Below are 14,678 nucleotides of genomic sequence, written 5' to 3' on the forward strand. Positions count from 1 at the left end.
CGCGCCCGGGAACTCGTCGACCAAGGCACCCCCATCGAAGCCGCCTGCCGCATCATCATCCTCGAAGACCAACTCGAAGAAGCCCAACGCATCAACACCGAATACCGCCGCGCCGCCGAATCACCCGCCCCGTCGGCCCCGGCCTGATCCACGTCTGCGGCCACTCCCTCCGCCGCCACTACCGCAACCTCTGAGTGGCGATAACTGATCGTTCTAGTTGCGAGACACGCAGACTCTTGGACTTATGGCGGGCCTGCCGAGAGCCTTGACGTCATGGGCAACACGACGCAGCGGAGACCAGCGGCGGACACCAGAGCCGCGATCGCGGCCGAACGCCGGGAGCTGGCGGCCATGCTGGACGGCCTGTCGGCCAAGGAGTGGGACGCACCGACCCTGTGCGGGGGGTGGCGGGTACGGGAGGTCGCGGCCCACATGACGATGGGGTTTCGGTACTCGCTCTCCAAGACGGCGTGGGAACTGATCAGAGCGCGAGGCAGCCTCCACCGGATGACCGATCGATGCGCCCACAAGGACGCGGCCGCCCATTCGACGCGTGAACTCGCCGCATGGCTCGGTGACAACGCGGAACACCCTTGGAAGCCGCCGGTCGGCGGGATCGAGGCGGCCTTGGGCCACGACGTGGTCCACGGCCTGGACATCACGGTCGCACTGGGCCTCGACCGCCGGGTTCCCGAGGACCGCGTGCGCATCCTCCTGGAGGGCGTCAACGCCAGGACCCTCAAGTTCTTCGGAGCCGACCTGCGCGACGTCGAACTCCGCGCCGACGACCTCGACTGGTCCTTCGGTACCGGAACGCCCCTGTACGGCGCCGCACAGGACCTCCTCCTGCTCGCGTACGGCCGGCGGCTCCCTCCAGGGCACCTCCGCGGCGAACCGGCCGATCGCTTCCTCGCTGCGCAGGAGTGACGGCCGCAGTCCCCAGGTCTGCTGGCCCTCACGTCGTCGCCCTGAGGCAGCGCCGGGGTCCGGTCCGCCCGCACGACCGAACGGTGACCGGCGAGATCGAAGCGAGGGGCACACAAGCGGGTCGAACAACCGGCGGCCAGCGGCTCTCGGGGTGACTTCGACGGGGACGCCCGCCTCGATCCGGCCGCGCCATGGTGCCCGGCCCCGCAGCGCCCGTCCCGGTGGGTCAGCTCTCCAGGCGGACGGGCATCAGGAGCGAGAAGGCGTCCTCGTCCTCAGGCCGGCGGATCGCCAGGGGCGCTGTGGGGGCGCCGAGCTCCAGGATCAGCTGGTCCCGGGCTCCGGCGGCGAGCGCGTGCAGCAGGAACTCGCGGTTGACGGCGACGCAGCCCTGGTCGTCGTCCCCGTCCTCGCAGACGGACACCGCACCCTCGCCCGTCACCTTGAGGACGCTGAGGTCGCAGGCCACGCCGTCCTGCGTGCGTTCGGCCGCGCGGACGGGGCCGCTTTCCACCGCCGTACGGAAGGCCGTTACGTCGATGGGGACACGGCGTCCCGCCGGCAGACGGACGAGGCGACGGTAATCAGGGAACTCGTGGTCGAGGCACTGGCCGGCCGTCTGGTGGTCCCCCGCCTCCAGGGCCACCCGGTCACCGTCCACGGTGAGCTGGACGGACACGTCGTCACTCAGCAGCGCCCGCATCGCGTCGGCGAGCGGGGCAGGCACGATCACCTGCATCCTCGGCCCGCCGTATCCGGTGGTGTCGGCTCGTGCGACAGCCATCCGATACCGGTCGGTGGCCACGACGCGCAGCGCCTCACCTTCAATGTCGAACAGGACGCCGCCGAGCGCCGTCAGTTCCGGGTCGGTGCTCACGGCGAAGCGGACCGAGTCCAGCGCGGCAGCCAGCTCGGGAGCGGAAACGGCGAAGCGGGACGTGGTGGTGACGGACGGGGTCATGGAATTCTCCCTGCGTTCGAGTAGAGCTCGGACCGTGGAGAACTCGCTGCGGGCGTCGGACAGCCCCCGCTCAAGCCGGAGCAGGTGCGCCTGAAGCAGGCTCCGGACCAGTTCGGTGTCCGTGCTGGCCCAGCCGGCCAGCACCAGCCGGATGTCCGCCAACGGCATGCCGGCCCGACGCAGCCGGGCCAGCAGCCGGGACTCTTCGAGCTGCTCGGGTCCGTACCAGCGGTAGCCGCTCGCCGGATCCACCCGTACCGGGACCAGCACGCCGGCACCGTCGTAGAACCGCAGGGCACTCGCGCTCAGTCCGCTGTCGCGGGCCATCTCGCCGATACTTCGCATCTCGCTCTCCACACCCGGAACTCTGAGCCCTCCACCAAGTCGAGGGTCAACCTCGGCCGCTGGAACGGTGAACACCGTGCGCTTCCACTCGGATGGAGTTGAGTACCTGCGCTCTGACGGACGTTCGGATGAGCGCGAAGAGGTCACTCGGATGCCCGAGCCGGCTGCGGCCCTCTCGCGCCGCGCCGATCCTGATGGCATGTCGTCCACCCGACCGCAGGTCCTCGTGCACGCACCTGACACGCCGGAGCGCGATTACCTCTCCACCCAACACGCAAAAATCTATGGTGATCGCAGTAGACATTTGATTGCGGTGCAGCTATGGTTTCTCTTGTAGCCAAGATCGATCAAGGCCCGGAGAGACGAACTGCCGGGCATCGGCACACGCAGTACGCAGTCCCCCGTTTGGCAAGTGATCGGCTCAGAGGAAAGAACGGAGGAGTCTCACCGCCATCAGGATCGCCCGGCGCGGAAGTCTGAGCCCGGGTACCGCAGGACATCGATAGCGAGGTGGTCTCCGGTCAAGCAACAGCGATCCCCGCGCCCCCGGCCGAGTGCAGGTCAGGTCCGCGGAAACAGAAGGTCGGCGCCGTACTAGGGCCGACAGATGGTGATGCAGTTCCTTCGGGGCCCTGGTGCCGTACGGCACCAGGGCCCCTCCATGCGTTCCACGAGAGAGGTGCAATGACAGCAGACGACTCGTTCGGCCGTCTCGACGACGACGACTACCCCGCCTACACCATGGGCCGGGCCGCCGAAATGCTCGGCACCACCCAGGGCTTCCTCCGCGCTCTCGGCGAAGCCCGCCTGATCACCCCGCTCCGCTCCGCCGGCGGCCACCGCCGATACTCCCGCTACCAACTGCGCATCGCCGCCCGCGCCCGGGAACTCGTCGACCAAGGCACCCCCATCGAAGCCGCCTGCCGCATCATCATCCTCGAAGACCAACTCGAAGAAGCCCAACGCATCAACGCCGAATACCGCCGCGCCGCCGAATCACCCGATCCTCCGGCCGCGGCGTGACGACCGCGCCTGCGAGGCAGGGACGCAGTGGGCCGGAGCCCCGCGTCGGTACCTCCGACGATCGCCAGTGGCCAGGCAGCGGAAGGAACGCGGGCGCCCGCCCGGCAGCTCGACCGCGGGCGTCACCCGTGTGCCTCGCTTCGTAGTCGACGTGATGCAGACCGCCACTGGACGTGTGAGCGTGATCCGAGAGGAATCCGTACCCCACGCATCAAGAGGAGTAGCTGTCATGGCCGGTACGCACGACAAGCGCCAGGAGCCGGGCAAGGGCCGCGAGGCCCAGAGTCACCAGCGCCCCGGAGACCCCGCGCACCCCCAGCCGGGCAAGCACTCCCGCGAACGGGGACGGGCGCAGGGCCAGAAGGCGACCTCGGACCGCCGCGAGGACGACCTGCTGCGCGAAGAGGACCTGCACGACGAGTCCCTCTGACCGGAGCCGTACTCGCCCGCGCGCCCAGGTCCCGGCCGGGCCCTGTTGGAGCAGTCCAGCGGCCGACTGACGAGCTGCGCCCTGGACGACGTCGGCAGCCTGGCCCGCATCGCCACGAAAAGTCCCCTATGCCGGAGATGCCCCACAGGGTTAACATGGTGAGTGGGTCGAGCACTCTCACGTGCGACGGCCCGGAAGGGCGACCCCGGCGGGTGAATGTGCCGGGGTCGTTGGGTCAGCGTGGTTCCGCCGCAGGGACCGGCGCATGATCCGTGCAGCCGTTGTCCGCGAGTGGCGCGGCCGGTGACCCGGCACCCCTGTTCATCGCAGGGTGAGCGGGGTCTCGGATTCGACGCGGGACAGCTTCTCCGGGTTGCGAACGTAGTAGAGACCGGTGATGCGGGCGTCCTCGACGCGGAACGCCATGACGCCGTCGATCTCGCCGTCCAGGTGTACGAGGAGTGCCGGGCTGCCGTTGACCACGGTGGGGGCGACGGTGATCGGGTGGTTGTTCTTGCTGAGACCGCCGATCATGAAGCGGGCCACCTTCTCGGCGCCGATGACCGGTCGCAGCGCAGCCCTCTTGACGCCGCCGCCGTCGCTCACGAGGACGACCTCCGGGGCGAGCACGTCGAGGAGGTCCTGCGGGTTCCCGGTTTCGAGTACGCGCTGGAACGACTCCAGGGCCGCCCGGGTCTCGCGCGAGGAGACCGCCTTGCGGGGGCGCCGGGCATCGACGTGCTGGCGGGCGCGGTGCGCGATCTGGCGGACGGCCGCGGGGCTCTTGTCGAGGGCAGCCGCGATCTCCTCGTAGCCGACGTCGAAGGCCTCGCGCAGCACGAAGACGGCGCGCTCGGTCGGCGACAGCGTTTCGAGGACGAGCATCATCGCCATCGACACGCTCTCGGCGAGCTCGACGTCCTCGGCCACGTCCGGCGCGGTGAGCATCGGCTCAGGCAGCCACTGGCCGACGTACGCCTCCCTGCGGCGCTTCATGGTGCGCAGCCGGTTGAGCGACTGCCGGGTGGTGATCCGGACCAGGTAGGCGCGCTGGTCGCTCACCTGCCCCAGGTCGACCTTGACCCATCGCAGCCATGTCTCCTGGAGGACGTCTTCGGCGTCGGCCGCCGATCCGAGCATCTCGTAAGCGACGGTGAAGAGCAGGTTGCGGTGGGCGACGAACGTCTCGGTCGCCGGGTCAGTGGCGTGGTCGCTCATGTCGCGGTCCCTCTCCTTCGCGGCCGGCCCTGGTTGCCGTTGCCGACGGCCTTCAAGCATGTATCCACAGCAAGGTCCTTCTCGTTGGCGGCCGTTCGGTCTGACCGCACGACAAGCGCTCCCCAACGTCCTGGTCAGACCGGAAACCGGCCACGCGTACGAGTACGAGCGCCCGGCTAGGCCGCCCGCACGGGGGTGGCCGGCGCCCCGCCACGCTTGGCCTGCAGCAGCTGCTGGCGCTTGGCACCGCCCGGGACGCGGTGCAGGCCGTACGAACCGGGCTTGCCCGCCTCGTCGGCCAGATACTTGACGATGCTCCTGCAGATGAACTCCTTGATCCTCGCGCCGGGGCGACCGTCGATGTGGAACCCCAGCGCGACGTCGTACCGGTGGGCGAACTGGAAGATGCCGGCGCGGCGGCCCAGGCTGATGCACTGGCCGGCGAACACCTGGTTGAGGGGCGCGGGCCGCTCGCCCGCGAGCCGGCTGAGCACCGTGTCGGCGGCCCGGGCGCCCAGCGGGATCGCGGCCTGGCAGCTCATCCGCAGTGCCAGGTCCGACGGCGCCGCCGAGTCGCCGGCCGCGACGATGCGTACGTCGTCCACGCTGGTCAAGGTCTCGTCCGTGAGCAGGCGGCCCAGGGTGTCGGTGCTCAGCCCGCTGCGCAGGGCCAGGTCCGGCACGCAGAATCCGGCGGTCCAGATGGTCACCGCGCTCGGCAGCCTGCGGCCGTCGCCGAGTTGCACGGCATCGCGGCTCACCGCCGTCACCTTCGTGTCGGGGCCGTCGATCACGGTCACACCGAGCTTGGCCAGCCGCTGGGCAACCGAGCGTCGGCCCCGCGGGTGCAGGTACGGGCCGAGCACCCCGCCGCACACCAGGGTCACCGCACGACCCGCCTCCGCCAGCTCGGCGGCGGCCTCGATGCCGGTCGGACCGGCACCGACGACCGTCACCGCGGCCGTCGCGGGAGCGGCGTCGAGGACCGGCCGCAGCCGCTCCGCCTCCTCCAGACTGCCCATCGGGTAGGCGAACTCGGCCGCGCCGGGCACGCCCGGGTCGGCGCTGCCACTGCCCACGGCGTAGATCAGGTAGTCGTAGCCCACCGTGCCGCCGCACGCCAACGCCACGCTGCGCTCGGCCGCGTCGATCCGGGTCACGGTGTCGACCACCAGGTCGATGCCCTCGGCCAGGACCTCTCGGAACTCGACCACCGCATCGTGGGAACCGCCCACCAGCTGGTGCAGGCGGACCCGATCGACGAACGTCGGGCGCGGGTTGATCAGCGTCACCGTCACGTCGTCGCGCTGCATCAGACGATTGGCCGCCATGACGCCGGCGTATCCGCCGCCGATCACGACCACATCGGTGTTCTCGGTCATGGTGTCTCCTCCGCTTCAAGGGGGTTCGGCCTCAAGACACCGCCTGATCGATCCTTGTGACGGCATGTGAGACAGATCACTCCCTTCGGAAGGGGTCGTGGAGGAGGCAGCGCGCGCCGCGCCTGGCCGTACGGATCACCGGTGCTCCGACGAGGGGCTCGCCGCCGTGGTCGTCGGCTTTCGGCTCCGGATATTCAGGCTGCGGGGTCGGTGGCGCCGCCGTCTGCGCGCTCGGGCGCCGTGGCAACGAGGATCTGAGCGGCCTGGGTGACGTTGTCGGCGCGGACGGCGCGGGCCATCGCTTCGCGGGCGGAATCGGCGGAGGTGTCCGGGGGGACCACCAGGAGCGCGAAGTGGTCGTTGTCGCCGCGCGTGATGAGGACGGTGTCGTCGCCGACCGGGTCGGAGTCGAGGTGCACGACCCGATCGTCGATGACCAGGCGGGTCGGGAGGCGGTCCCAGGCGGAGGCGTCCACACCGACCCGGGTGATCGGCCCGAGGTGCTCGGTCAACACGCTGATCAGCGCGGGCAGCTCGCTCTCGATGTTCCGGGTGCGCGGCCACCACGCGCCATCCAGGACCCCCTGCCGCGACCGCGTGGTCTCCAGGCGCAGCAGGGCCGTACCCGGTTTCACCGCCCGGTGGATCGCGTCCGGCAGGAGCAGCGGGGGCGTGTGGGGGGTGTCGGAGTCAGCCATGGTGGGTCCGTCCGTCTGCGGGGTACGGCATCCCTCGTCGCGGGCCGGGACCGGTGCAGATGCGGGTGTCCGGCCGGCACCCTGCGCGAACCTGCCGTCGTTTCACGGTACTCCCCCCGCGCGGCCCGCCGCCCGCCACAGCACGCCCGCTCCACCGCCCGCCGGAAAACACCTGGTCACAGCCGTTAGTCCGCCGTGCAGGCGTACAGTGGAAACACCGGAAGCATTCCGCGCATCCGCTTCCACGCGGATGTCGTTTCCGGCGATCACGAAATCCGGGCCGTCGACGGACGGCCCGGGGGCAGGTCCCCACCATGACCAAGACCCACGAGCGGACCGCGCCCCGCGACCTCGCCGCAGAGCTCCCGGCGCGTTTGTCCCTCACCCCGAAGACCACCCTCGCCGGCCAGCTGGACGGGGCCTGGTGGCCCTACTCCCGCGACCTCGAAGTCGAACTTCCACCGCTCGCGGCCGCACTCGACGAAGTCTGGGGCCGCATCACACGCGTCACCGTGAACCCCACCCGCTGGCCCGTCATCCCCCACACCGTGAACGTCGCCGGACACACCGTGCACGTGGGCTGGTTCACCGAACAGCACCCGGACAAGCTGATTCTGCTCTCCTTCACCGTCGGCCGGTGGGACCTGCTGGTGGTCCCGCCCGAGACCGAGCCCGCGGCTGCGGCCCGGCTGATGGCCGCCGCCGCCGTCCCGGGCAGCCAACTCACCGCCGACGTCCTGATGGCCAACGAAGCCGCCATCGGGCGCGGCATCCGGGACGCCCGGCGCCGGGAAACCACCTGGGAGGACGAAGGCGGGGCCTGCATGTCCCCCTTCGGGGACTCGATGGACCGACGCACCCTCCCGCTGCCCGGGAACGCCTGGCGGTGAGCAGCATGGCGATCCTCGTGTCCTCGTCATGCGTGTCCTCATCGCAGCGATCATCCTCGCGACCGGCATGGGAATGCGCCTGATCCCCCCGCCGGCATCCCGCCGGCATCGGCGCCCATGTCGACGAGATCTTCGACGAGATCTGAGAGCTGAGAGCTCGGGCCCGGGAACCCACTGCGCACATGAGAGGACGCGGTCATGGCCACACTGCGCGAACGCAAGACCTACCGCGAACAGGTGCTCCAGGTCCTGTACGAAGCCGTCGAGGGCAACCGCCTCCTCGGCATCACCGGAGCAAGGCTCCGCAACGACCTCCGCATACCCGAACAAGACCTGGCCGCCGCTTGCACCTACCTGGCGGGCGAAGGGCTGATCACCGTCGACTGGGGGCCGGGCAACACCCCCGCGATGGTCACCCTCACCCATGAGGGAATCCGCCGTATGGAGGCCGAGGAGGAAGAGCGCGCCTGAGGGCGCTCCTCCAGCACCGGGCGGGGAAGAGTCCCGGCAGGGAACGCACGCGCCCGGTCTCGGTTCCCGTCCCGTTTCGCGTACGTCCGGAGCCGGCGGGCGCCGGGAGTCGCCCGCCGTCATGGCGCCGCCCGGTTCTGGTGGCCGACCTCACGGACGAGGTCCAGCCCGAGGACGCGGTCGAGGAAGGCGAACGTCTCGAACTTGGCGCCGGCCGGCACGTCGGTGCGTGCCGCCACGCCGACCAGCATGTCCAGGACAGCGGGGACGCCGAGATCATCCGCGAGCGCGGCATGGGCCTGTCGCAGCACGTCGGCAGGGATCGGCCTGGACGGCTCCTGCGCCCAGTCGGCCACCTGCTGCCGCCATCGCTCCAGCATCCGGCGGGCCTCGGCGAGAGCGGCTGCGGTGACCGTGACCGGCGTGCGGTAGGCGTGGCCGAGCAACAGCATCCGAAGGGCCAACGGATCGGTCCCCGCTGGGACGAACGCGTCCAGGAGACCCGGGACGAGGATGCGCCCAGGGGCTGGGCTGCCCTCGTCCCGGCGCGCGGGGCCGACCTGACCCACGTCGATCCAGACCCCGCCGGCGGCGTCCTGTCCGGGGGCTCCGTGTGCGAGCAGGTGCACATCGGCAGCGGCGCACAGCGTCTCGGTCAGCTCGTGAACACCGATGGTGGCGGGCGGGTGGATGCCGAGATCGGACATGGCGCGATCGAGTTCCCGGGCTTGCTCGTGCGGGAGTTCCGGTGTGGTGAGGACCGTCCGGGACTCCATGCCGTGCAGCTCTGCGGTACGCGCCAGCACGTCGCCGACCAGGGGCGCCCGCACGTGCACCGCGCCGATCCCGGTGTCGGTGACTGGCAGGTGGACGCAGATGCGCAGCAGGCGGCGGTGTGCGGAAGGAATCTCCACGAAGCGGCCGGTACGGGTGTCGGCGATACGCAGCATGATGCGGAGGCTAGTCGTGGAAACCTCCGGCACCGTGGAGGACTTGACCAGGACGCCGACTTATCCGCTCTTGGGGGCCCGGGTCCGTGACCTGGAGCTGGCCGGCTGGCTGGCCGGCCCGACGTACCTCCTTGGGTAGCCAGAACTGCGGCAGCAGGTGGGGCGGACCGGTCAGGAATCGAGAAGCACCGTTCACCGAGCCGCAGTTAGCGTGACGGCCATGAACCTCACCATTCACACGACCTTCCTCCCGCACGACGACCCGGACACCGCCCTGGCCTTCTACCGCGACGTCCTCGGCTTCGAGGTCCGCAGCGACGTCGGCCACGGCGCGATGCGCTGGATCACGGTCGGCCCCGTCGGCCAGCCCGGTACCTCCATCCTCCTGGCGCCGCCGGCCGCCGATCCCGGGGTCACCGAGGACGAGCGCCGCACCATCATGGAAATGATGGCCAAGGGCACCTACGGCTGGCTCCTGCTGGCCACCCCGGACCTCGACGGCACCTTCGAGAAGCTGCAGGCCACGGACGCCGAGGTCGTCCAGGAACCGACCGAGCAGCCGTACGGCGTGCGCGACTGCGCCTTCCGCGATCCCGCGGGCAACCTGATCCGCATCCGAGAGCTCCGCTGAAACGTGCGGCGATCGACTTCGGTCGCCCGCCCCTGCGGGCGGCCGGGGGGTACGCGGTCCTCGATGAAGGGAGTTCCCCATGTGTCATCCTGCGTTGATGAGCGCACTCAACGCGGCGCAGCGCCTGAGCGACCTCGCGCGGCTGCGCCGGGTTCGCGACCGGATCGACCGGGAGTACGAGCAGCCGTTGGACGTCGAGGCGCTCGCCCGCGGCGCGAACATGTCGGCGGGGCACCTCAGCCGTCAGTTCCGGCTGGCGTACGGCGAATCGCCGTACGCCTATCTGATGACGCGGCGCATCGAGCGCGCGATGGCTCTGCTGCGTCGTGGCGACCTCAGCGTCACCGAGGTCTGTTTCGCGGTCGGTTGCTCGTCGCTGGGCACGTTCAGCAGTCGCTTCACCGAGCTGGTCGGCATGCCCCCCAGCGTCTACCGGCGCCGGGTGGCCGACGCTGCGGAGGGGATGCCCTCGTGCGTGGCGAAGCAGGTGACCAGACCGGTCAGGAATCGAGAAGCACCGGCGGCGCAGCCCCACCTAGCGTGATCGCCATGACTTCCATCGCATCCGTCACGCTCGAAGTGGCCGATCCCACGGCTGCCCACCGCTTCTACACCGCCTTCGGTGTGGCCACCCAGGTGCGCCTGCGGGCCTCGGAGGCACCGACGTCCGGCTTCCGCGGGTTCGCGATGTCGCTCACGGTGTCCCAGCCGGCCACCGTCAACGCGTTCGTCGACGCCGCCCTCGACGCCGGTGCCACACCGCTGAAGCCCGCCTCGAAGTCGTTCTGGGGGTACGGGGGCGTCGTACGGGCCCCGGACGGGACGATCTGGAAGGTCGCCACGTCGGCGAAGAAGGACACCGGCCCGGACACGGGGCAGATCGAGAAGTTCGTGCTCCTGTTGGGCGCCGCGGACGTGACGGCGAGCAAGCAGTTCTACGTCGACCACGGCCTCGCCGTGGCGAAGAGCTTCGGCCGCAAGTACGTCGAGTTCGCCGCGGGGTCGGGCCCCGTCAAGCTGGCGTTGTACGGGCGCCGCGCCCTGGCCAAGGACCTCGGTGTCCCCGACGACGGCACCGGAGCACACCGGCTCGTGCTGGGCAGCGATGCCGGGTCGTTCGTCGACCCGGACGGGTTCGCCTGGGAGGCCGCGCCGGTGACGGCGACGCCCTGACCGACGTCGTCCCGTCGAAGCAGGCCCGTACCGGTCGCACTCGGCTGGGGACGACGGCAACGACGGCAGGACCAGGTCAGCGACCCGGCCCTGCCGTCGTCCTGCCCGGCCCGCGCGTGGGTCGGCGCGTGCGGGGCTCTCGTGGCTGTGGCGGTCACGCGGCGCCCTAGTCAGCGCAGTACTTGTCCAGTGCGGCCTGCGCGCCCGCGTTGTAGCCCCGCTCGTAGTTCGGGTCCAGGGGTGCGACGCCCTGGAGCGGGGGTTCCTTCTTGCAGTCGGCCTTGGTGTCGGCGAGGCCCTTGCGGAAGCCCGCGGCGTACTGGGCCTGGGCGTCTTGCTGTTCGGCCTGCTTCACCGTGCCGCACGTGATCTTGGTTCCCTGCTGCGCTGCCGTCACGACGCCGACCGGGATGAAGCCGCTGTCGTTGAACTCGCCCGCGTCATCGGCCAGGCCCGAGGAGGTGAACCTGCTGGTCGCGGAGCCACCGGTGATGGTCACCCGCACACCGGGCTGGGCCCCCTTGACCTGGATGTCGTACTTGCCTGCGGTCTGGCTCTTCTTCACGCTGCAGGTGATGGAAGGCGCTGCCGCCTGGGCGGAATCCGTCAGGAGCGGCACCGCCCCGAGTGCCAGCGACGACACGACCAAAGGTGTCAGCACGGCCAGTCGAATGCGTCGTTTCACTGTTCGTCCTTCCCTCGGAGAAATCGCGGCCGGGCGGAGAACCGCGGAGGGGAATCCGCGGTTCACGGCGGGCGGACGCCACGCGGCTGCACAGCGCAGAAACGTGTCGGATCCTCTGGGATACGGGCCCGCCGGGCCCCGAGCGGTGGCCGTCCAAGGCCCCGCATCCTCGTCCCCCGTCCGCCCGCACGCCGCGACACGCAGGCACGGAGCACCTGGTACGAGGTCCCTCCATCGTCCGGCGGATTCCTCCTGGTGTCCACCGCAGGGCGGGACCCCGGCCGGGAGCCGGAATTCGCGGGCAAGGAGCCTGCGGACGGCCGTCAGCGGGCGACGGTCAGCGGACGCGGGTGCGCCATCGGGTGTACTCGTCCTCCGGATCACCTGTGTACGACCACGGCACCCGGGTTGCGCGGCCGTCCAGGAGGTCGAAGACCGTGGCCGCCTCGGCGAGCATGTCGGCGTGGACCAGCCCGTGGGCCAGGTAGTTGAGGTCGGCCACGTCCTGCGCCCCCGGCACCGTACGGGAACCCAGCCAGCGCTCCATCGTCGTGCGCAGGTCCCACAGTTCCGCGTCACCGCTCCAATGGTGCAGGAGTTCCAGGGTGTTCTTGCCCTCCGTCTCCGACCGGTGGCGGAACTGCTCAGCCCTGGCCACCTGCGGAAGGACCGCGAGGGCGGAGCCCAGGGGTGCGGCGGCCGCGCGGTCCCGTGCGAAGTTGTACGCCTGGCCGTGCGAGCCGTGCCAGCGGGCGGACATGTAGCGGAGCCCCTGGTGGTGTGCCTCCCGGTGGTACGGGTCGCGGGCGCAGAGCTCCTGCCACCACTGCCCCATGGACGCGTGCCCGCCCTCGTACAACCGGGCCAGGGTCACCAGTGCGACCCAGGGGTGGGGGTCCTCCGGGGCGAGCCGGGAGGCGTGCAGGCAGATCCGGGCGGTCTGGTCGAGGCGGTCGTGGGTCGGCATCGTTCCGCCGCGGGCGATCGCAAACATGCGCATCACCTCGACGTCCGCGCGCAGTACGACCGCGTCGGGGCTGTCGGGTTCGGAGGCCTGCCAGGCCTCGACGACCCGCCGGTTCGCCGCGGCGTTGGCGAGCAGCCGGATCCGGTGGCTGCGCCGGTCCCAGTCGCGTGGTGCACCGGCCGCGAGGAGGTCGCGCGGGCCCTGCCACCGGCCGGCGGCGACGTCCTGGCAGGCTTCCGACAGGGCCTTGTCGCCGAACGCCGGATCGTACTGCGGGGCTGCCGTGGAGCGGCGGCGTTTCCAGGCCATGAGGACGGGACCCTCTCTGCTCGGCGCGTCGGATCAGAAGTCGGTGAGCAGTTCCTCCGGTTGACCGGCGGCGGCCCGGGAGGAGTGGTCGTCGTGGGACACGACGCCGTACGAGTCGTCCACGGCCCGGGCGCGTTCGGGGTCAAGCCGGACCGGCTGGAAGTACGACCTGCCCGGGTGCCGGGCCTTCAGCATCGGCAGAACGCCCAGCGCGAGCGTGCCGAGTCCGATGCCGAGGGAGAGGGCGTTCAGCTCGGTCACCGACTGCACGAAGATCCACAGCATGAACAGTCCGCCGCTCAGGGGCCAGAGGCCCATCAGGAGCAGGTTCCCGGCGGACCTGAACAGCTGCTTGCGGTGGACCGTGACGGCGGAGAACGCGGCGAGGCTGTAGTAGAAGCAGATCAACAGGCCGACACCGCTGACCGCGTCGGCGAGCAGTCGTGCGCCGGAGTCCGGGCCAGGGCCCAGGTTGACCGCGACGGTGACGGCGAGCGCCACGCACCCGACCACCACGGTGGCCGTCCACGGCGTCTGCCAGCGGGGGTGGATGCGGCCGAACGCCGGGGGGAGGGTGCGGTCGCGGCCCATGGCGAACAGGGTGCGCGTGGCCTGGATGAGGGAGGTCTCCAGCGTGGCGACGGTGGAGAGCAGCACTGCGAGGACGAGCAGCCGCCCGCCCCAGCCGGGCCAGACCGCGTCGCCGAGGACGGTGAGGAAGGTGTCGGGGTTGTGGCGTACGACGTCGGTGCCGACCAGGATGTTGACGGAGAGGGCGAACACGACGAACAGGGCGAAGCAGGTCAGGACGCCGAGCACGCCGCCGTATCCCGAGCCGCGGCGTCCGCCCCGGGTCTCCTCGCCGAGGTTGCTCGTCACGTCCCAGCCCCAGTAGGCGAAGACGGCGATCAACGCCCCGCCCACGAAGTGGTGTTGGGCGTCGAAGTGGCCGAAGCCGAACCAGGAGGGGGAGAAGTCCGCCACGTTGCCGTCCGTCGACATGGCGGCGACGGCGAAGCCCAGCAGCAGCACGAGCTGCGTCCCGGTGATGACGGTCTGGGCGTGGGCACTGATCCGGGCGCCGAACATCACCACGCCGGCCATCAGCAGGAACCAGCCCGCCCCGACGATCGTGGCCAGGGCGGTGTGGCCGGCCGTCCCGAGGCCGAAGAGGGACAGCGTCGCGGCGCCGGCCGGCCGGGCGGTGGAGGCCATGAAGACGGTGGCGGAGACGACGAGCGCCCAGCCGCTGAGGAAGCCGAGGAAGGGGTGCAGGGACCGGCCCACCCAGGCGTACGAGGCACCGGCGTTCGGGTCGAGGCGGCCCAGGTGGCGGAAGGCGAGGGCGATGCCGATGACGGGGAGCGCGCAGTAGAGGAGCACGGCCGGGCCGGCGACTCCGACGGCGGCTATCAGGGCGGGGAAGGTGCCCGCGATGGTGTAGGCCGGCCCGCAGCCCGCCACGGCCATGACGACGGAGTCGAACGTGCCCAGCGCGTCGGCCCGCAGACTCCCTCCGGCATCCGAGTGCTTGCTCACGATCACGTCTTTCCGGAGGGAGTCTGCGGGCCGACGCCACGGGCGGTCGCCTGCGACGCCCGGGCCGTGTGTCGTGGCG

16 protein-coding genes and 1 pseudogene are annotated in these 14,678 nt (G+C 70.8%); 9 read left to right on the plus strand and 8 right to left on the minus strand.

What is annotated here, in order from left to right:
* Window positions 1-147: pseudogene (locus tag ABZZ20_RS19295) on the plus strand (MerR family transcriptional regulator); the annotation flags it as partial.
* 126 nt (window positions 148-273) lie between these two features.
* Window positions 274-927, plus strand: a complete 654-nt coding sequence (locus ABZZ20_RS19300; RefSeq protein WP_356870991.1) for a maleylpyruvate isomerase family mycothiol-dependent enzyme — start codon at window positions 274-276, stop codon at window positions 925-927.
* A 226-nt stretch (window positions 928-1,153) separates the two neighbouring features.
* Here ABZZ20_RS19300 and ABZZ20_RS19305 read toward each other — a convergent pair whose 3' ends face one another.
* The gene (locus ABZZ20_RS19305) at window positions 1,154-2,233 is read right to left on the minus strand and encodes a MerR family transcriptional regulator (RefSeq protein WP_356870993.1); all 1,080 of its coding nucleotides are present in this window, start codon (window positions 2,231-2,233) and stop codon (window positions 1,154-1,156) included.
* A gap of 684 nt (window positions 2,234-2,917) precedes the next feature.
* Between ABZZ20_RS19305 and ABZZ20_RS19310 the strand changes: the two genes are divergently transcribed.
* Both ABZZ20_RS19310 and ABZZ20_RS19315 read left to right on the plus strand, forming a co-directional pair.
* Window positions 2,918-3,256, plus strand: a complete 339-nt coding sequence (locus ABZZ20_RS19310) for a MerR family transcriptional regulator (RefSeq protein WP_356870995.1) — start codon at window positions 2,918-2,920, stop codon at window positions 3,254-3,256.
* Between the two features lie 229 nt (window positions 3,257-3,485).
* Entirely contained in the window at window positions 3,486-3,686 is a 201-nt protein-coding gene (locus tag ABZZ20_RS19315; protein WP_356870997.1) for a hypothetical protein, read from the plus strand.
* 321 nt (window positions 3,687-4,007) lie between these two features.
* On the opposite strand, the gene ABZZ20_RS19320 is transcribed toward ABZZ20_RS19315, so the two are convergent.
* From ABZZ20_RS19320 to ABZZ20_RS19330, 3 genes are all read right to left on the minus strand, one after another.
* Window positions 4,008-4,904, minus strand: a complete 897-nt coding sequence (locus ABZZ20_RS19320) for an RNA polymerase sigma-70 factor (protein ID WP_356870998.1) — start codon at window positions 4,902-4,904, stop codon at window positions 4,008-4,010.
* Window positions 4,905-5,080: 176 nt separating this feature from the next.
* The gene (locus tag ABZZ20_RS19325; protein WP_356871000.1) at window positions 5,081-6,286 is read right to left on the minus strand and encodes an FAD-dependent oxidoreductase; all 1,206 of its coding nucleotides are present in this window, start codon (window positions 6,284-6,286) and stop codon (window positions 5,081-5,083) included.
* A 194-nt stretch (window positions 6,287-6,480) separates the two neighbouring features.
* A complete protein-coding gene (locus ABZZ20_RS19330) occupies window positions 6,481-6,984 on the minus strand; it encodes a DUF5994 family protein (protein ID WP_356871002.1) in 504 nt (167 codons plus the stop codon).
* 314 nt (window positions 6,985-7,298) lie between these two features.
* On the opposite strand from ABZZ20_RS19330, the gene ABZZ20_RS19335 reads away from it, so the two are divergent.
* A complete protein-coding gene (locus tag ABZZ20_RS19335) occupies window positions 7,299-7,874 on the plus strand; it encodes a DUF5994 family protein (protein ID WP_356871004.1) in 576 nt (191 codons plus the stop codon).
* 198 nt (window positions 7,875-8,072) lie between these two features.
* Window positions 8,073-8,345, plus strand: a complete 273-nt coding sequence (locus ABZZ20_RS19340) for a hypothetical protein (protein ID WP_356871006.1) — start codon at window positions 8,073-8,075, stop codon at window positions 8,343-8,345.
* A 119-nt stretch (window positions 8,346-8,464) separates the two neighbouring features.
* On the opposite strand, the gene ABZZ20_RS19345 is transcribed toward ABZZ20_RS19340, so the two are convergent.
* A complete protein-coding gene (locus ABZZ20_RS19345; protein WP_356871008.1) occupies window positions 8,465-9,295 on the minus strand; it encodes a hypothetical protein in 831 nt (276 codons plus the stop codon).
* Between the two features lie 220 nt (window positions 9,296-9,515).
* On the opposite strand from ABZZ20_RS19345, the gene ABZZ20_RS19350 reads away from it, so the two are divergent.
* The 3 genes from ABZZ20_RS19350 to ABZZ20_RS19360 all read left to right on the plus strand — a co-directional run bounded on the left by ABZZ20_RS19350 (window position 9,516) and on the right by ABZZ20_RS19360 (window position 11,099).
* Window positions 9,516-9,926 (plus strand): VOC family protein, encoded by a 411-nt coding sequence (locus tag ABZZ20_RS19350; RefSeq protein WP_356871009.1) that lies wholly within the window; start codon window positions 9,516-9,518, stop codon window positions 9,924-9,926.
* A 97-nt stretch (window positions 9,927-10,023) separates the two neighbouring features.
* Complete coding sequence (locus ABZZ20_RS19355) at window positions 10,024-10,470, plus strand: helix-turn-helix transcriptional regulator (protein WP_356871011.1); 447 nt, start codon at window positions 10,024-10,026, stop codon at window positions 10,468-10,470.
* A gap of 5 nt (window positions 10,471-10,475) precedes the next feature.
* Window positions 10,476-11,099: a glyoxalase gene (locus ABZZ20_RS19360; protein ID WP_356871013.1), complete on the plus strand. Its 624-nt coding sequence runs from the start codon at window positions 10,476-10,478 to the stop codon at window positions 11,097-11,099.
* Window positions 11,100-11,265: 166 nt separating this feature from the next.
* Here the strand turns inward: ABZZ20_RS19360 and ABZZ20_RS19365 are convergent, their stop codons facing one another.
* The 3 genes from ABZZ20_RS19365 to ABZZ20_RS19375 form a co-directional block, all read right to left on the minus strand.
* Window positions 11,266-11,784 carry a hypothetical protein gene (locus ABZZ20_RS19365; protein ID WP_356871015.1) on the minus strand — a complete coding sequence of 173 codons (519 nt, stop codon included), beginning with the start codon at window positions 11,782-11,784 and terminating at the stop codon, window positions 11,266-11,268.
* Window positions 11,785-12,121: 337 nt separating this feature from the next.
* A complete protein-coding gene (locus tag ABZZ20_RS19370; protein WP_356871017.1) occupies window positions 12,122-13,060 on the minus strand; it encodes a hypothetical protein in 939 nt (312 codons plus the stop codon).
* A 33-nt stretch (window positions 13,061-13,093) separates the two neighbouring features.
* Entirely contained in the window at window positions 13,094-14,599 is a 1,506-nt protein-coding gene (locus tag ABZZ20_RS19375; RefSeq protein ID WP_356871019.1) for an APC family permease, read from the minus strand.
* Window positions 14,600-14,678: the final 79 nt, after the last annotated feature.

It is taken from the genome of Streptomyces sp. NPDC006430 (assembly GCF_040612395.1).
Lineage (GTDB): Bacteria > Actinomycetota > Actinomycetes > Streptomycetales > Streptomycetaceae > Streptomyces.